At 63.3% G+C, this 17,152-nt stretch carries 19 protein-coding genes; 13 read left to right on the top strand and 6 right to left on the bottom strand.

What is annotated here, in order from left to right; all coding sequences use genetic code 11:
- Positions 1-592: 592 nt before the first annotated feature.
- A complete protein-coding gene (locus tag ACSFDB_RS20695) occupies positions 593-1,219 on the bottom strand; it encodes a metal-dependent hydrolase (RefSeq protein WP_440772780.1) in 627 nt (208 codons plus the stop codon).
- Positions 1,220-1,516: 297 nt separating this feature from the next.
- Between ACSFDB_RS20695 and ACSFDB_RS20690 the strand changes: the two genes are divergently transcribed.
- The 4 genes from ACSFDB_RS20690 to ACSFDB_RS20675 all read left to right on the top strand — a co-directional run bounded on the left by ACSFDB_RS20690 (position 1,517) and on the right by ACSFDB_RS20675 (position 3,910).
- A complete protein-coding gene (locus ACSFDB_RS20690) occupies positions 1,517-1,738 on the top strand; it encodes a hypothetical protein (protein ID WP_440772779.1) in 222 nt (73 codons plus the stop codon).
- A gap of 71 nt (positions 1,739-1,809) precedes the next feature.
- On the top strand, positions 1,810-3,102 hold the full coding sequence (gene hisD / locus ACSFDB_RS20685; protein ID WP_440772778.1) for a histidinol dehydrogenase: 1,293 nt from the start codon (positions 1,810-1,812) through the stop codon (positions 3,100-3,102).
- Between the two features lie 80 nt (positions 3,103-3,182).
- Entirely contained in the window at positions 3,183-3,425 is a 243-nt protein-coding gene (locus tag ACSFDB_RS20680) for a hypothetical protein (RefSeq protein WP_175529281.1), read from the top strand.
- 110 nt (positions 3,426-3,535) lie between these two features.
- Positions 3,536-3,910 carry a HesB/IscA family protein gene (locus ACSFDB_RS20675; RefSeq protein WP_090306204.1) on the top strand — a complete coding sequence of 125 codons (375 nt, stop codon included), beginning with the start codon at positions 3,536-3,538 and terminating at the stop codon, positions 3,908-3,910.
- 185 nt (positions 3,911-4,095) lie between these two features.
- Here ACSFDB_RS20675 and ACSFDB_RS20670 read toward each other — a convergent pair whose 3' ends face one another.
- On the bottom strand, positions 4,096-4,296 hold the full coding sequence (locus ACSFDB_RS20670; RefSeq protein ID WP_440772777.1) for a dodecin: 201 nt from the start codon (positions 4,294-4,296) through the stop codon (positions 4,096-4,098).
- A 205-nt stretch (positions 4,297-4,501) separates the two neighbouring features.
- Here ACSFDB_RS20670 and ACSFDB_RS20665 point away from each other — a divergent pair, with 205 nt between their 5' ends.
- Positions 4,502-5,701 carry a pyridoxal-phosphate-dependent aminotransferase family protein gene (locus ACSFDB_RS20665; RefSeq protein ID WP_440772776.1) on the top strand — a complete coding sequence of 400 codons (1,200 nt, stop codon included), beginning with the start codon at positions 4,502-4,504 and terminating at the stop codon, positions 5,699-5,701.
- 25 nt (positions 5,702-5,726) lie between these two features.
- Here ACSFDB_RS20665 and ACSFDB_RS20660 read toward each other — a convergent pair whose 3' ends face one another.
- Together ACSFDB_RS20660 and ACSFDB_RS20655 are read right to left on the bottom strand one after the other, a co-directional pair.
- Positions 5,727-6,032: a DUF7116 family protein gene (locus ACSFDB_RS20660; RefSeq protein WP_440772782.1), complete on the bottom strand. Its 306-nt coding sequence runs from the start codon at positions 6,030-6,032 to the stop codon at positions 5,727-5,729.
- A gap of 273 nt (positions 6,033-6,305) precedes the next feature.
- A complete protein-coding gene (locus ACSFDB_RS20655) occupies positions 6,306-6,545 on the bottom strand; it encodes a DUF5816 domain-containing protein (RefSeq protein ID WP_440772775.1) in 240 nt (79 codons plus the stop codon).
- A gap of 208 nt (positions 6,546-6,753) precedes the next feature.
- On the opposite strand from ACSFDB_RS20655, the gene ACSFDB_RS20650 reads away from it, so the two are divergent.
- Positions 6,754-7,164, top strand: a complete 411-nt coding sequence (locus tag ACSFDB_RS20650; protein ID WP_090306219.1) for a universal stress protein — start codon at positions 6,754-6,756, stop codon at positions 7,162-7,164.
- A gap of 1 nt (position 7,165) precedes the next feature.
- Here the strand turns inward: ACSFDB_RS20650 and ACSFDB_RS20645 are convergent, their stop codons facing one another.
- Both ACSFDB_RS20645 and ACSFDB_RS20640 read right to left on the bottom strand, forming a co-directional pair.
- Positions 7,166-7,609, bottom strand: a complete 444-nt coding sequence (locus ACSFDB_RS20645; RefSeq protein ID WP_440772774.1) for a universal stress protein — start codon at positions 7,607-7,609, stop codon at positions 7,166-7,168.
- Positions 7,610-7,751: 142 nt separating this feature from the next.
- Positions 7,752-8,762 (bottom strand): mechanosensitive ion channel family protein, encoded by a 1,011-nt coding sequence (locus tag ACSFDB_RS20640; protein ID WP_440772773.1) that lies wholly within the window; start codon positions 8,760-8,762, stop codon positions 7,752-7,754.
- Positions 8,763-8,917: 155 nt separating this feature from the next.
- On the opposite strand from ACSFDB_RS20640, the gene trmB reads away from it, so the two are divergent.
- The 7 genes from trmB (at position 8,918) to ACSFDB_RS20605 (ending at position 17,011) form a co-directional block, all read left to right on the top strand.
- On the top strand, positions 8,918-9,985 hold the full coding sequence (trmB, locus tag ACSFDB_RS20635) for an HTH-type sugar sensing transcriptional regulator TrmB (protein WP_090306227.1): 1,068 nt from the start codon (positions 8,918-8,920) through the stop codon (positions 9,983-9,985).
- Between the two features lie 616 nt (positions 9,986-10,601).
- Positions 10,602-12,074, top strand: coding sequence for an extracellular solute-binding protein (locus ACSFDB_RS20630; protein ID WP_440772772.1), 1,473 nt, complete (start codon positions 10,602-10,604; stop codon positions 12,072-12,074).
- Positions 12,064-13,095 carry a carbohydrate ABC transporter permease gene (locus ACSFDB_RS20625; protein ID WP_440772771.1) on the top strand — a complete coding sequence of 344 codons (1,032 nt, stop codon included), beginning with the start codon at positions 12,064-12,066 and terminating at the stop codon, positions 13,093-13,095. Before ACSFDB_RS20630 ends, ACSFDB_RS20625 begins: the two co-directional genes overlap by 11 nt.
- Entirely contained in the window at positions 13,095-14,180 is a 1,086-nt protein-coding gene (locus ACSFDB_RS20620) for a carbohydrate ABC transporter permease (RefSeq protein ID WP_440772770.1), read from the top strand. Before ACSFDB_RS20625 ends, ACSFDB_RS20620 begins: the two co-directional genes overlap by 1 nt.
- A 4-nt stretch (positions 14,181-14,184) precedes the next feature.
- Positions 14,185-15,372: an ABC transporter ATP-binding protein gene (locus tag ACSFDB_RS20615; protein WP_440772769.1), complete on the top strand. Its 1,188-nt coding sequence runs from the start codon at positions 14,185-14,187 to the stop codon at positions 15,370-15,372.
- Positions 15,373-15,536: 164 nt separating this feature from the next.
- Positions 15,537-16,604, top strand: a complete 1,068-nt coding sequence (locus ACSFDB_RS20610; protein WP_440772768.1) for a Gfo/Idh/MocA family protein — start codon at positions 15,537-15,539, stop codon at positions 16,602-16,604.
- An 89-nt stretch (positions 16,605-16,693) separates the two neighbouring features.
- Positions 16,694-17,011, top strand: coding sequence for a carboxypeptidase-like regulatory domain-containing protein (locus tag ACSFDB_RS20605; RefSeq protein WP_440772767.1), 318 nt, complete (start codon positions 16,694-16,696; stop codon positions 17,009-17,011).
- The last annotated feature ends 141 nt before the right edge of the window (positions 17,012-17,152 follow it).

The raw sequence follows: 17,152 nt of genomic DNA, 5'->3' as shown, positions 1-17,152 counted from the left end.
ACGTTCGGCGACCTCAGACCGCGACCGGTCGAGCGTCACCGAACTACCAAGGCTAACATCAGATCCCTTCTGTACGGCGGACCGCAGGGGAAGGATCCTCATTTCCTTCGGATCTATTCGTAGGCCATCTGGGGTACATAACCCCTTCGGACTGCGAGTGATCCGAGACGACGAGACGAATCCAACGCCCCGTCGAACACATACTATCCGAATTCCCTCGTACACTTAAGGGCATCGGATCGAAACCGCCGCCGGAAACCGCACCCGGCGGGGGTTTTTGCGTATCATACGATAGGTGTCCTGAGTATATAAGGACATCGTACTGTTACGCCGGTTCGTCGGCGTCAGTCACGCTCGATCCGAGTACCCGTACGGAAGCGTATCGGTTCGACCGACGGGCTCCGACGAGAGACGGATAGTGTACCTACCTCCGTGCCGGGAAACGGCCGGAGGGAACGCGGCGAGATGCGCCGCGTCGTTCGCATTACATTCGAAGTCCGGGTTCGTACATAAGGCCGTCGTCTCGAGTGCTGTTTGTCCCACGTTACTCCGTCTCGCGATTCACTCGAGCCCGGTGATTTGGCTCCACCGACTATCGTCGTTCCGAGACCCGATCCGACGACCTGCCGATGCCGGCGAGACCGAAGAGCAGTCGCTTGCAGCCGAGCAACAGCTCTCGAAGGACGGGTGCACCGTCGTAGAGCCAGAGGAGAAACGCAAAGCCAGCCATTCCGACCTGTATCCAGAGATAGGTCGAGAGCTCTCCCGCGAGGAGTTCGCTCGAGTATCGGTTGAACAGTAGGAAGAATTGATCGATGAACCCCTGTTCGTGTACCCCAGGGCCGACCGTTTCAACCGGCCAGAGCATGATTGCTGGCTGATAGACGCCCTCTCGAACGTAGGCGTCGAGCACGTCAGACGGCAAGTGCAACAGGTAGCCGAGACCGAACGCGATGCCAGTCCGTGGTCGTCCCGCCGAGCGAGCGACGAGACCGACGAGGATCGACAGCGGAACGGCGAAGAAAATCGAGTGGCCGAGTGCGTAGCCGGCGTCGAAGACGCCGTACTCCCACGCCAGGGGCTTATCGATGATGTCCGGAAGGACGGACGCGAACACGACAGTAAACGCCTCGAGTCCACCGGGCGAATCCCGATAGATCACGTGACAAAACAGCGAGTAGACGAGATAGCCCACGATCGCGTGTTCCCATGGCCACATACTCCGGACGTGCGGTGGGCGGTGGATAGTTATGCAGCGCTTGTCGTCGATCCTGCTGCGTGATAGCCCGAGACGGAGACCGGTTGCGTACACCAGACGCGGAGTCCAGCTCGGCGAACGGTTCGGACAGCGGTAACACACACCGCAGGAAAACGAAAACGGTTCGACGCGGTAGCAGTCGGTTACCCCTCGTCGCCGTCGTCGTAATATGGATATTACGTTCGGTTGAATCCGAACGGGCCGTTTTGAACGAGGCGCGACCGACACGATTTAGCGGCGAGCGTCGAATACGCAGGTATGGATCGAGAAGGGTTCGTCAAACTCTCAGTCATCGGGATCGGGCTCGTGGTGTTGAGCTTCTTCGTTCGCGGGTTCAGCCAGCTCGCCCTCGGTCGAGACGTCGCAGAGATGTTGCAAGCACCCTTTGCGGTCGCCGGCTTCTGTATCGTCGTCTATCTATTCATCAGGGCGACGCTCGATTTCGTGGGTATCTGGGAAGTCGAGAACAGTGAGGCGTAACGCCGGAGACCGATAGCCATCTCGAGACACGGAAGGAAACCGTTTTTCGCATACCGAACGAACGCGAGGGTATGACAGTACCCGTGCGGCCACTCCCCGACCTCGGACCGGCCGACCGCGCTGCCTTTTTCGATCGGGACGCCGGCATCGAGGCGGTCAGCGGAGACGTAGCCGAGATCGTCGACCGCGTTCGCGAGGAGGGAGACGTCGCCGTCCGCGAGTTCACGAGCGAGTTCGACGGCGTCGAACTCGGAAACATCGACATCACGGACACGTGCGAGCGCGCGTACGACGACCTCGAGGACGATCTCCGCGAAGCGATCGAAACGGCCGCGACGAACGTCAGGGAGTTCCACGAGGCCCAGTGCCCCGAAGACTGGCGCGACGAGTTCGGTCCCGGCCGGGAACTCGGCCGTCGGTTCCGTCCCATCGATCGCGTCGGCGTCTACGTCCCCGGTGGGTCAGCGGCCTACCCCTCGAGTGCGATCATGGGCATCGTCCCGGCGGTCGTCGCGGGCGTCGATCACGTCTCGGTCGTGACGCCGCCGGCCGACGAGATGAACCCAGCGACGCTGGGAGCGATCCACGCTGCGGGTGCCGACGCGGTCTACAGCGTCGGCGGCGCACAGGCGATCGCCGGACTCGCCTACGGAACCGAGACGATCACGCGCGTACAGAAGATCGTCGGTCCCGGAAACAAGTGGGTCACGGCGGCGAAGGCCGCCGTGCGAGGAGACGTCGAGATCGACTTCCTCGCGGGACCGAGCGAGGTCGTCGTCGTCGCCGACGAGACCGCAGAGCCGGAACTCGTCGCGACGGAACTGGTCGCGCAGGCCGAACACGATCCGAACGCGTCGGTCGTCGCCGTCACGGCGGACGAGGGCACTGCCGAGGCGATCGCCACGGCCGTCGACGAACAGGCCGACGCGCGCGAGCGCGAAGATGTGATTCGTGATGCACTCGAGAACGACGCGAGCGGCGTGCTTCTGGCGCGATCGATGAGCGAAGCGATCCTCTTCACCGAGGAGTACGCGCCCGAGCACCTCGCGATCGTCGCCGAGGACGACGAGTCGCTCCTCGAGCGGATCGACAGCGCGGGCAGCGTCTTCCTGGGACCGAACACGCCGGTCGCGGCGGGCGATTACGCCAGCGGGACGAACCACGTGCTCCCGACCAACGGCGGCGCACGCGTCACCGGTGGACTCTCGGTCGAAACCTTCCTGCGATCGACGACGGTTCAGCGACTCTCCGGCGAGGGACTGGCCGACATCGGCGAGACGGTCACGACGCTCGCGGACGCCGAGGGACTCGAGGCCCACGCCGAAAGCGTCCGTCGGCGACTCGAGAAACTGGACGATACGTAGCGCAGACCCATCGTGAGAGCGGATACTCACGGAATCTACAACCTAGTTTTACGGTACTCGGCGTAGAAGGAACCGTAGTAATGCCACGGCGTGAGCCCGAGAGTGAGCCAGTGGTCGACCCCACCGATAGGCGCATCCTCGAGCGAAACTACGATTACGCACAAAAGAACGTGCGACTGCTCTCGATGTGGTACGAGTGCGAGCCAAAGCGGATGCTCAAACTGCTCGCGGAGTACGATATCGAACTGTCACGAAACGACAAGCGACAGTTCGGGACGTACTATCAGTCGGTACAGCGGCATGCGAACGCGTACGGTGAGTAACAGCGTAACGAATGCCGTTCGATGGGTCGTGGCCGTGGGGGTATGTTCGGTGGATCACTGGGGTGGCCAATGGCGTCACAGTTAACACCGTTGCGACGGAAGGGATACGCATGAGCACGGACAGCATGGATGGTGGCGACGCAGAGACGCGCCCGCAGATCGAAGTAACCGAAGAGGCGGCCGAACAGGCGCTCGACTTGCTCGATAGCGAAGGGCTCGACGCGACCGAAGCGGGGCTTCGGCTCTTCGTCCAGCAGGGTGGCTGTGCGGGTCTCTCCTACGGCATGCGCTTCGACGATTCACCGGACGGTGACGATACGATCTACAACCATCACGACCTTCGCGTCTTCGTCGATCCGGCAAGCCTGAAGTACATCGAAGGCAGCATCCTCGACTTCGAGAGCGGACTGCAGGCGGAAGGGTTCCACGTGGAGAACCCGAACGTCGTCAGCGAGTGTGGCTGTGGCGAATCGTTCCGAACGTAACGTCGGTTCTCGTCACCGTTCGCCGTCCGTCGATTCTTTTGCAGGCAATCTGGCACAGTGTTGCGTCCCGCCCGAAATACGGTGAACGTCTCGGAGGCGAGTGGAATCGTCTCGAGTAAGTCGAGCGCCTGCTCGAATCGAATCAGAACCGAGTTCTCGACTCGAGCAGTGACCCGAAAAGGGACTCAGTCTTCGAGCTGGAACGCAACGGTGACTTCCGCCTGATACTCCCGGTCGTCGGCGCTCGCGACCTCTACCCCCAGTTCGTCGACTTCGATCCAGTGGACGTTCTCGAGGGTCGCCTCGGCGCGGTCGATCGCGTCGTCGGCCGCGGCGTCGAAACTCTCCGTACTCGTTCCGATCAGAGTGATCTTTTTGAAGACCATTGCCCGTAGAGGTACGCTCCGTACTCCCTTCAATGTATGGCTAGTGATAGCAATCAGCACTGTTTTTGATACGAGCGACGGCGGAACGATCGGTCGGCAGCAATCTGCGGATCGAGAGAACGGGCGATCCGACCGCATTGTGGAAGCTGTCGGCGCCCGAAGAGATGCGTGAACGCTTTTGGGGGTTCCGGTCCCACACTCTCCCATGGCAGATGCAGACGGTTCGATCGACGTGTCGGAGATCGGTGAACTGACGCCGCCGGATCGGACGCTAATGGGGCCCGGACCGAGCGACGTCAACCCTCGAGTGCTGCGGGCGATGTCCACGCCGCTCGTGGGCCACCTCGACCCGTCGTTCGTCGAGATCATGAACGAGGTCCAGGAGTTGCTGCGCTATACGTTCCGGACCGACAACAAGTGGACGATCCCGGTGTCTGGTACGGGTTCCGCGGCCATGGAGGCCGCGATCGGCAACGTGGTCGAGCCGGGCGACACCATGCTCGTCCCGACGAACGGCTACTTCGGCGGCCGAATGGCCTCGATGGCGCGCCGAGCCGGCGGCGAGGTCGTCGAGGTCGACGCCCCGTGGGGCGAACCGCTCGAGCCGGCCGACGTCTCCGACGCACTCGCCGAACACGACCCCGACGTCTTCGGCTTCGTCCACGCCGAGACGAGCACGGGCGTACTCCAGCCCGACGTCCCCGAACTCACGGCAGCGGCCCACGATCACGACGCGCTCGTCATCGCCGACACCGTGACCTCGATCGGCGGGGTCGAGTTGCGCGTCGACGAGTGGGACATCGACGTCGCCTACGCGGGTCCCCAGAAGTGTCTCTCCTGTCCGCCGGGTGCGAGCCCGTTGACGCTCTCGGACACCGCGATGGAGAAAGTCCTCTCGCGGGAGGAAGAGCCCCGCTCGTGGTATCTGGACCTCTCCCTGCTCGAGGGCTACTGGGGCGACGACCGCTCGTATCACCACACCGCGCCGATCACGAACGTCTACGCGATTCGCGAGGCGCTGCGACTGGTCGCCGAGGAGGGCATCGAAGCCCGCTGGGACCGCCACGAACGGCTCGCGGGCGCGCTGAAAGCCGGGATGGAGGGGATGGGCCTCGAGATGAACGCCCCCGACGAGTACTGGCTCCCGAGTCTCAACGCCGTCCGCGTCCCGGACGGGATCGACGACGGCGAGGTCTGTGCTGAACTGCTCGAGCGCTACGATCTCGAGGTCGCGAGCGGACTAGGCGATCTGGACGGCGAGATCTTCCGGATCGGTTGTATGGGCTACTCCGCGCGCCCGGAGAACGTCATCTACGTGGTGACGGCGCTGGGTGACGTGCTCGAATCGATGGGTGCGGACGTCGATCCCGGTGCCGGCGTGTCGGCGACTCGAGACGCACTATAAAAGAACGGAAACGGTTTTTCGCTCGTTACACCGACACTCGTGGTCCTGGCGGGGCTCGTTCGACCTGATAGTCGTCCCCGTCGACGACGATGATGGCCCACTCGTAGTCCGGATCCGCGCTGTTGAGCTTGTTCTCGATTTCGTCGGCGTCCTCCGGCTGGGCGACGAAACAGTGGAACTGTCCCGATTGGGACGGAAGCTCTCCTGTCTCGAGGACGGTGTTTACCTGCACGGCCTTCCACTCGCGTTCGGCGCGGAACGTCGGGCCGTTGCCTTCGACGGTGTACCCAAGCTCTGCGAAGATCGACCTGGCCTGCTCGACGAGTCGCATGTTAACAGGACCCATTCATAGCTACCTACAACGGCATCCATGATAAATGTTGGTGCGTCACAAGAAGTTGCCCGTTCTTCCCAACTAACTGGACGTATCCTGCGCCGAGACGAAACGATCGATCAGTGGATCAGCAGATTAGTGGACGGAAACAGGCTGTTACTGGCGATACACACTGGTTTGCCGGTGCGGGTGAGAACGCAACAAAATGCCCGAAACGCAGGGTGAACTGGCGAATCTCGGTGCGGGCGTCGTGGTCGGTATCGGTCGGCGCTATTCGTGGGCGGCGTCCCACTCGGTCGGCTTGCGGAAGTTCCCACACTGGTTGCACTTGATGCGCCCCATCGAGTCCATCGCGTTATCGAAGCTCTCGCAGTTCGCACAGAACCAGCCGTACCGACTCTCGGCGTCTCGAGACTCGTACGCTACGAGAAACGGACCCTTCGAGCCCCGGTCGCCGTCCGTCTCCGAAACGTAGACGGTCGCGCCGTCGTCGGTGGACAGTGTTTGCATACACGCGTGTACCCGCGCACGTAATAAATGATTGTCTGTCCCGCCGTGGACGGTCTCTCCCGTCGCAACGTCCGTAAACCGACTGCTCCGCCGCAGCGGCCGCGAAAGCAGTGCGAACGACCGGGCGAAACCGAAATGTGGTATGTGTTCACAAGAGTGACTATCCTAACTGAAAGGTTTACCCGGCAGGGAATCGTTCGTTCGACTAATGTCGCTGGTCGTGGTTCCCGTTCGGTATCCGTTGTCGAAGCACTCTCGTCGAACGCTCGAGCGCGCGATCGAGGTCGCGCGCGAGCGTGACGCGCCGTTGACGGTCCTGCACGTCGATCTCTACCAGAACGGGAAGAAAGTGACGCGAATCGACCTGAAAACCGCCGTGGAGAACGTGTTCGGCCGACTCGAGAACGTTCGATACGTCGTTCGGACCGGCTTCCTCGTCGAGGAGAGCATTCTCGACGAGGTCGCGGCGGAGGGCGCCGACGCCGTCGTCATCGGCAGCCAGCAGGCGAGCCGATTACGCCGGATCTTCCGTCGGTTCACCGACAATCCGAACATCGATCAGTACCTCCGGACCCATCTCGACTGCGAGGTTATCACGGTCGAGAGCGCGACGGCCTGAACTACGCAGTTCTCCCGGCGTCCCGCACCACGAACACCGGAATCGAGGCGTTGTCGACCACCCGCTCCGAGACGCTGCCGAGCGAGGTGACTTTCTCCCGGGCGCTCTTTCCACGGGTTCCGATCACGATCAGATCGATCCCGCGCTCGTCGGCGTACTCGAGAATCGTCTTCGACGGCGTCCCCTTTCTGACGTCGGCTTCGGTCTCGAGACCGCGATCCGACGCCTGCTCCGTGACGGTGGCGACGGCGTCTTGGCCCTCTTCCTCGAGCGATCGCTCGAGGTCGGGACCGGTCTCGTCGGTGGCCGCGGCGGTGATCCGGCTGTCGACGACGTACAGGCCGTGAACCGTCGCGTCGTTGTCCGCCGCGATGGGTAATCCGTGAGCCAGCGTCTCGTCGATCGTCTCGCTCCCGTCCGTCGGAATGAGGATATCGTCGTACATCTGTTCCTGTCGTTGGACTTCGCGAGGAGTTCAGATAAAGGGTCCCCACGATCTCGAGTAGTGGGAGGACGGGTACGGAACCGCCGTCGAGCGACGAGGGAACGCGATCGAACCTGAGGAAACAGCGAGCACCACACGACCGTTACTGGCCGGTCTCGTCTCCGCCGTCGGGCTCGGCCGCTTCCTCGGGCGACTCCGCCGAGTCGGCGGCCGACTCCAGCCAGTCGGTGTCGGGGCCGTCGACGGCTAGACGGCCGACACCGCTGTGTTCGTCGAAGACGTGGTGTCGGTGTGGGTACGCGAACTCGACGTCCATGTCGGCGAATCGCTTGTAGAGCGCCGCCTGTACGTCCGACTGGGCGACGCTCTGTTTGTAAGGGTGTTGGACCCAGAACCGCAGTTCGAGTGCGACGCCGTCGTCGCCGTACTCCTCGATCGTACAGAGCGGCGCCGCCCCGTACCGCGCGCTGCCGATCCGGATATCCGGCCCGCCGGAGATGACGGTGTCGACGGAGCGAGCGGCTCGTTCGGCCTGGCGTCGTGCGGCCTCGAGATCGCTGTCGTACGTGATCTCGAACGCGACGGAGATCCGCGTTCGTTCGTCCTCCGCGGAGTAGTTGATCACGTCGCGTTCGTGGATTTCGGAGTTCGGGATGACGATGAACGTGTTCTGGAGGGTGAAGATCTTGGTGTAGCGAATCGTGATGTCCTCGACGAACCCCTTGTGGCCCTCGTCGGTGACCTCGATCATGTCGCCGATCTCGTAGGGTCGGTCGGCGAGGACGAAGAACCCGTTGACCAGACTCCCCACGAGCGGCGCGAGGACGACCGCGATCACCGCCGAGATGACGGTCACGGAGAGGAGAATCTGCGTGTCGCCGACGCCGAGAATGCCGGCAGCGATGATCGCTGCGACGAGCAGGACGGATATTCTGACACCGCGTAGGACGGTCCGAGTGACGCTGGGGCGCTCGATCCGACGTGCGATGGTCCGCCCGGCGACGCGGACGACGAGTTTCGAGAGGTACCAGCCGACGACCAATACGAACGTCGCGAGGACGAGCTGAACGACGAGATCGGGAGGTTCGTACGGGAGGATGCGCTGGACCTCCTCAGTCGCCGTGCTCTCGTTCATTTGCAGTCCCCCGCGCATGGCAACACACTCATCCGCGGAGTGGTTAAGGGTTCTGACCTTCACACACGCCGTGGGAGACGGTAGCTCGCCGCAGATAAAACAACCCGATTTCGAAAATAGGTGCTACTCAGAGTATAATAAATCATTTAGTCGTCGGCAGCATACGGACAACTATGGCACCAGACGAACTTCGCTCGACCGTCGAGCAGGTCGGCGACCGGTTCAATCTCGGCGAGTACGAGATCGACGCCTACCTGACTGTCTTGGAGCAGGGACAGCTCACGGCCAGCGAGATCGCCGACCGAACCGACATTCCACAGCCCCGCGTCTACGACACCGTCCGTAGTTTGAGCGACCGCGGGCTGGTCGAACTGCGCGAGTCGCGCCCGATGAAGGTCGTCGCGATCGATCCCGACGAAGCCTTCGAGAACGTCCAGAACTCCTTAGCGGAGATGATCGACGAACTCGAGGCCCGCTACACGGCCCCCGCCCGCGACACGGAGGCCGTCTCGCTCGTGAAATCGCGGTCGACGATCCTCCGTTATCTCGAGGAGGTCATCGCCGACGCCGACTACGAACTCTCCCTCTCGCTGACGCCGGACCTGCTGACGCGGTTCGAGGACGACCTGAAGGGGGCCGTCGAGGAGGGCGTCAGCGTCGATCTGATCGTCACGCCGGGGCGAGAGGCGCCCGATCCCGACGAGTTCGACTACCTCGAGGTCGCGACGACGGCTCGAGCACGACGCGGTATCACCACCCCGGTCGTCGCCGTCGCGGACGGCAACTACTCGATGTACGCGACCCAGGACGCGCTGCGTGATGACCAGGACCGCTACGGCGTCATCTTCAACCGTTCGGCGCTCGGCTTCCTGGTCTCGGGCTTTTTCGGCACCGTCCTCTGGACGACGGCCGAACGGACTCTCGGCGAGGACGGGACCGCGCGACACTACCCCCGAAAGTACGCCTCGATCCGACGCTGCGTCAAGGACGTCATCGACGAGGGCGGCGAGTTCTACGCGACGATCGAGGGGCGGGACGTCGAAGTCGGCGGCCCGCGCGTCGTCCGCGGACGGATTCTCGACGTCTCCTTCGAGGTCAGCGAGGAGGTCGCCGCACTCACGCTCGAGACCGAGTCGGGCGAGGAGGTTACCGTCGGTGGCCGCGTCGCCGCCTTAGAGGACGTCGAAGCCCACGAGATCCACATCGGCCGCAACGAACCGCCGGCGATCGACGACGAGTGACCGGCCGCGGTCGATCGTGCCAACGCCGACCGCGAGGGCCGCGGTCCGAGAAGCTATCAGTCAGGTGCTAGTAACGGCGAGATAGCAGCGTTCCAGGAGGTGCTGGCGGTAGCCAATCTTCGAATACTGAGTTCTCGAGGATACGGGTGAGGGTGACCGAGCCGAGTAGCGACGGCCAACGCGGTCGCCACGGCCGGTCAGACGACCGAACGGTATCGAGAGTGACGCCTTTCACCGGCGTTCGGCGGTCGTCGAGTCGCTCGACGCCAGTTTGCGGTCGCACGGCGACGGGAGCCGACGTGTTGCAGACCTTCAGCCGTCGGTCACCGTGCAGTGACTCTCCGCCCGTCGGTCGCCGTCGTTCGATGGCTCTCCACTCGTCGGTGGGCGACGTCACGCGAGGCGGAGTTCGACTGTTCGACGGTCCTCGCCGGCCGCCGCACACCAATGGCCGATTGGGAACCCGTCGACGCCGACGGCCCGTCGATCCGAGAATCGTGGATTTTCAGTGTCAGTAACAAGGGCGTCGTAACCGAAACGAGATCCCGACACTCACGCTTTATTACACCATTTATTGCCAATATATAAGTCCGATAACGTGGACGGATCACTGGTCATGGGACGCGATACCGCCGGTCGATCAGATCGTTCCCGCCTGAGACGTCGGTCGTTTCTGAAGGCCGCGTCAGCGACGAGTGCGGCCGGGGCGGTCGCCATCGCCGGCTGCCTCGGTGGGGCTCGCGAACCGGGGACCGTGGTGATGACCGCCGCCACGGACGTGGAGGGAATCATGTACAGTGACGGAGACGAACCCTCGGTCCAGCAGGCGCTCTGGGACGCCGGGTTGGACGAGGACATTCACGTCGAGATCCAGACGGTCGTCAGCGACTCCGACCAGCGGATGCAAGGGGCCCAGTCCGCGCTGCAGGCGGGTCGTGCCCCACCCGACATCCACATGATGGACAGCGGCTGGACGATTCCGTTCATCCTTCGGGAACAGACGACCAATCTGGACGAACAGCTCTCGGACGACGTGCTGGAGCGGATCGAAAACGAGTACCTCCAGGCCATCGTCGAGACCGCCAGACATCCGGAGACGGACGAACTACACGCGCTCCCGATGTTCCCGGACCTCGGATTCATGCTGTATCGACAGGATCTCATCGAGGACGCCGGCCACGATACCGGCGACTGGGCCGACGAACCACCCTCGTGGGAAGAGTTCTCGACGGCCGTCAGCGACGCGATGGCCGAAGGCGACGTCGACTACGGCTTTACGACGCAGGCGGACGCCTACGAGGGACTGTCCTGTTGTTCGTTCAACGAGGTGATGACGTCCTGGGGCGGCGCGTACTTCGGCGGGGCCGACAACCTGTTCGTCGCCGGCGACCGGCCGATCACCGTCGACGACGACCACGTCGTGGACGCGATTCGGATGATGCGGACGTTCATCGACGAGGACGATCCGAACGCCCTCGAGGAGTACGACGAAATCTGCCCGTCCGCGATCGTCCAGTGGTCGGAACAGGAGTCGCTGGGTCCCTTCCAGGGCGGCAACGCGGTTGCCCACCGGAACTGGACGTTCGCGATGGCCGAGACCGGCTCGGAGGAGGCGTTCGGCGAGGACCTCGGCGTTACGACGATGCCGTACGCGGTCTCGGCAGACGACGCCGAGTTCGACGGTGTCGGCGGGACGACCTCTGCGCTCGGCGGCTGGAACCTCGTTCTGAGTCCGTACACGGATCGCCGCGAAGAGGCAGTGCAGGTCCTCGAAGCCTTCACCGACGAGGAGGTGATGCTGACGATCCTGGAACTCGCCGGCTTCCTGCCACCGATTACCGAACTGGTGACGGCGGCCGACGAGGACGAGATCGGACCGATGGCGCGGTACACGGACCAGATCGAACGGGCCAGCGAGACCGCGATCCCGCGTCCGGTTACTGACGTCTGGCCCGAGCAGTCGGCGCTGATCTATCAGGAAGTGAACGCGGCGTTCCGCGGCGCAAAAGCGCCCGACGAGGCGATGGGCGATCTCGCGGACCGTCTCGAGGGAAGCGAACGGGAGGTGGCAGCCCAAAATGGCGACTGATACCGACGCCATCACCGGCGGTGAGAGACCGACCGACCGGGATCGAACCGGAAACGCCGTCATCAACTGGATGGAAAGCCTGAGCGAGGCGGCCTACGCCTACCTGCTGTTGATCCCAGCGTTCGCCCTCCTGACGCTGATCGCGTTCTACCCGCTCATCTCGACGTTCATCACGTCGCTGCGCGAGGATCAGACGCGAGGGGCAGAGCCGCTCGGCGGCTTCGTCGGCATCGACAACTACGTCGACATCCTCACCGGGAACGCGCGACTCGCGAGGCAGTTCCTCGACGTGACGGTGTCGGGGTCGTTCCCGTTTCTCGAGATGGGGACGCCGTTCCTCCAGCAGGCGCTGTTCGTCACGATCGCCTTTGCGGTCATCAGCGTCATCTTCGAGACGGTGATCGGCTTCGGGCAGGCTTACGTCTTAGATCAGGAGTTCCGCGGTCGGCGCTGGGTTCGGGTCGCGATCATCCTACCCTGGGCCGTGCCCATCGTCATCCAGGGGATGATCTTCTTCCTGATGTTCCAGCCCGAGGTCGGCTTCGGCAGCGACCTCATGCAGTGGCTCGGGATCTTCGGGGCGAACCCGCTCGCCGACAGTCAGGACGCGTTCATCATCATCCTGGTCGCCGACATCTGGAAATCCTCGGCGTTCATGGCGCTGTTGATCCTGGCCGGTCTCCAGAGCGTCGACCGAAGCCTGTACGACGTCGCCCGGGTCGCCGGGGCGTCGCCGTGGCAGCGGTTCAAAATGATCACGCTCCCGCTCGTGATGCCGGCCCTGCTGGTCGCGATGTTGTTCCGGACGATGGACGCGATGCGGGTCTACGGGCTGATCGAATCGACAGCTGGCTGTACCACCGTGCCGTCGCTGACCTGTCTCGTCGTCGAGGCGATGTTCGGCGGGACCCGCATCTACGCGACCGCGGCCGCCGTCGCGTTCGCGACCGCGCTGGTCATCGGCCTGATCATCTCGCTGTACGTGGTGTTCTTCCGCGACACCGAGGGGGGACTGTACTAATGACGGACACTCGAGAGAACTCACATTCGGACGACACTGACGGACGGGAGGACCGAACGACAGCAACCGATTCGCGGGCCGAGCGGTTCCGAACCTCGTCGGGACTCCGCGCCGACGGCGGTCGCGAGACGACCGAAAGCGACCGGGGGGCCATCTTCGAGGGCAGCCAGGACGCGGAACTCGATCGCGGCCCCTTCCAGCAGTGGGCCGCGAACTCGATCGAGAACCCCGAGCGCGTCTACAGGGGGATGTTCTACGTCGCGGCGATCTTCTTCCTCTTTACGACGCTGTTCCCGTTCTACTGGCTACTCATGGTCGCGCTGACACCTGAAGGCCAGTTACAGGACATCATCTTCACGCCGAACGGGTTCAATCCCGGCGCCTTCATCGAGGTGTTCCAGGTAATCCCGTTCCACTGGTACGTCTTCAACAGCTTCGTCATCGCAACGGCCTCGACGATCCTCGTCTTGCTCGTCGGGAGCCTCGCTGGCTACGCCTTCGGGCGACTCGAGTTCCCGGGCAAGACACCTCTGCTACTGCTCGTGCTGGTCATTTCCTTTTTCCCGCCAGCCGCGTTCTTCATCCCGCTGAACGACCTGTTCAACACGAGCTTCTTTATACTCGAGCCGATCACCGGCGACGGCACCCTCTACAACACGCCGGGGGCGATGGTGTTGCCGCTGTCGGCCATCTTCATGCCGCTGGCGATCTTCATCCTGACAACGTTCTACGCCCAGATTCCGGACGGGTTAGAGGACGCGGCCCGCGTCGAGGGAACGACCCGTCTCGGGGCGCTGTTCCGGGTCATCATCCCGCTGTCGGCACCCGGCGTCGCGACCGCGGGCGTGTTGACGTTCATCGCGGTCTACAACGAGTTCTTCTTCTCGTTCCTGATGACCGACGGCCAGCCCCAGAACTGGGCGCCGATCCTCGAGGGCATTCTCGCCTATCAGGGCCAGTACGAGGTGATGTACAATCTGATGGCGGCCGCGAGTATCATCGGGGTCATCCCCGTCGCGATTCTCGTGGTCGTCGCCCAGGAAAAGATCGTCAGCGGACTCACCGCGGGAGCACTCAAGGAGTAAGACAATGGCACAAGTACGACTCGAAAACATCACGAAACGGTACGGAGAGGAAACGGCAGTCGACGGGATCAGTCTCGAGGTCGAAGACGGCGAGTTCGTCACCTTCGTCGGTCCCTCGGGCTGTGGCAAGTCGACCACGATGGAGACAGTGGCAGGGCTCACCCAGCCGACCGAGGGTGAAGTGTACATCGGTGGCGACAACGTCACGAAACTCGCCCCGAAGGATCGCGGGGTCGCGATGGTCTTCCAGAACATCGCCCTGTTCCCGCATATGGACGTCTACGAGAACATCTCCTTCGGGCTCCGGCTCCGAAAGTACGACGACGAGGAGGTCCGGCGTCGCGTCGAGCAGGCCGCAGACATCGTCCAGCTCGAGGGCATGTTAGACCGGATGCCCGCGGAGATGTCCGGCGGCCAGCAACAGCGCGTCGGGATCGCCCGCGCGATCGTCCGAAATCCGGACGTGTTCCTGATGGACGAGCCGCTGGCGAACCTCGACGCGAAGCTCAGAGTGCACATGCGGACGGAGCTCCAGCGGCTCCACCGAGAGCTCAACGCGACGATCATCTACGTCACGCACGACCAGGCCGAAGCGATGACGATGTCGAACCGGATCGCCGTCCTCAACGACGGCAAACTCCAGCAGATCGCCCCGCCGCTGGTCTGTTACAACGAGCCGACGAACCTGTTCGTCGCTGGCTTCATCGGCTCGCCCTCGATGAACTTCGCGGAGGGCGAACTCGACGAAAACGGAATCCAGACGCCGAACTTCCACATCGAACTGGACCCCGCGACCGTTCCGAACGCGTCGGTCGGCGACGCGGTCACCCTCGGCGTGCGACCGGAGGACGTCCACCTGTCGGCGTACGCCGACTCGTTGAGCCAGCCGACGGCGCAGATCGACGCCCGAAGTGACGTCCTCGAGCCGATGGGCGACGAGGTGTTCGTCTATCTGCTGCTCGCAGAGGACGCGGAACGAACGATGGACGAGGATCCGGCGTCGTCGTCGGGCCAGTTGCTGATGAGCGTCACGCCGGACACCGATATCGAGGCGGAACAGGACGTCGACGTCGTCCTCGATCGATCGAAGATCCACCTCTTCGACACGGAGACCGGCGACGCGCTCACACACGACATCACCGATCAGTCCGAACGGGAGTCGGGAACGACCGCGACGGAGGCGGACAGCTAATTACCGTCGGTACACACGCTCGAGCGTACAATCTCTTCGAACCGACCGACTCGCACTGAGCGTCGTTTGGCGACGGAACAAAGGGGAACCAGCCCCCAATTCGATATAGCGGTATTACCTGTATCAGTACGAGAACAGACGACGACTGTGGTGACTGCACTCAAATGAAACCGAATCGAAACGACATCAGAACCGGTATCGTCGGGCTGGGAAACATCGGCCAGTACCACGCGGAGCGACTCGTCGACCACGGCGTCTCGCTCGTGGGGGGCATGGACGTCGCCGCCGAGGCGCGGTCGCGATTCGCTCGCCGGTACGACGTCGACGTCTACGAGGACCATCACGAACTGTACGACACCATCGACGCCGTGATCATCACGACGCCGAATAAGTACCACGAGGAGTACGCCGTCGACGCCTTCGACCGCGACCTCCACGTCCTCCTCGAGAAACCGCTCGCTCACTCCTTTGAGAGCGCGACGCGGATCGCCGACGCCGCGAACGACTCCGGCGGCCACTGTATGGTCGGCTTCAACAACCGGTTCGCCAACACGGTGCAGATCGTTCGCAACCGGATCGAGCAGGGCGATTTGGGCGAGATAAGCCACATCGAGGCGAACTACGTCCGGCGCCGCGGAATTCCGGGCCGAGGCTCCTGGTTCACTCGACGACAGATCGCCGGCGGCGGCGCACTCATCGATCTGGGCGTCCACGCGATCGATCTCGCCCTCTTCTTGCTCGACTACCCCGACGTAAACGAGGTCAACGGCGTCGCCCGCGGGGAGTTCGGCTCGGACGAGGAGTACGCCTACCTCGAAATGTGGGGCGAGGACGCCGGCCCGGCCGGATTCGACGTCGACGACTCGGCCAGCGCGTTCATGCGGTGTAAGGAGGATCGAACGATCTCGCTCGAGGTCGCGTGGGCGACAAATCGCCTGCCGACCCACGAGTTCGTCGTCCGCGGCACGAAGTCGGCCGCGCGGTTCGATCTCCTCGAGGGCGATCTCACGTTTCACTCCGCGAGCAACGTCGGGCCCGATCACCTCGAAGACACCTCGATCGAGACGCGCGAGATCGACACCCACTCGCGAGAACAGGAGGTCTTTTTCGACCGCATCGAGCGCGACGAACCGGACGACCGGAGCGTCGAACAAGCGCTCGCCGTCCAGCAGATTATCGACGCGATCTATCGCTCGAGCGACGAGGGACACACGATTACCGTCGGCGAGTAACGCACCCTCTTCTCGGACGTATTCGACCGAGTCGAACGGCACTCACTTGCAAGTACACACTTTTCGTCGTTCCCGTGGTACCGAGCCGCATGAGAGTCGAACGGCCGCTCGTCCTCGAGATCAGCCGTCACGAGGTGCCGGTCGGACGACCGATCACCGTTCGCGTCCGCGATAGCGGGAACCGGCCGATCGAAGGGGCGATTATCGAAGCGGGATCGAAACGCGAACGAACCGACGCTCGAGGCCGGTGTGAGATTACGTTCTACTCGCCCGGCTTCTGGAAGCTGGTCGCGAGGAAGTCCTCGACCGAGCGCGTCTCCTACGAACCGGCAGCGTCGCTCGTGCGGGCGATGCCGCGGTCGTCGACGAGTCGACGGCCGCGACCGTCCGGCCCGCCACGGCTGTAGCTCGGCTCCGACTGCGGCTCGACGGACACCGGCACAGAAGCCGAACCGGTCGCGTCGACGGATCATCGACCACGCACGGTTGCCGGCCGTCGTTCGTTCGCCGGCCCTCGTTTTATTTCACCGCCCGTTGACCGTCGGTCC

The organism is Natronorubrum amylolyticum (assembly GCF_052040145.1).
Taxonomy (GTDB): domain Archaea; phylum Halobacteriota; class Halobacteria; order Halobacteriales; family Natrialbaceae; genus Natronorubrum.
This window is presented reverse-complemented; position numbering and strand designations above follow the sequence as displayed.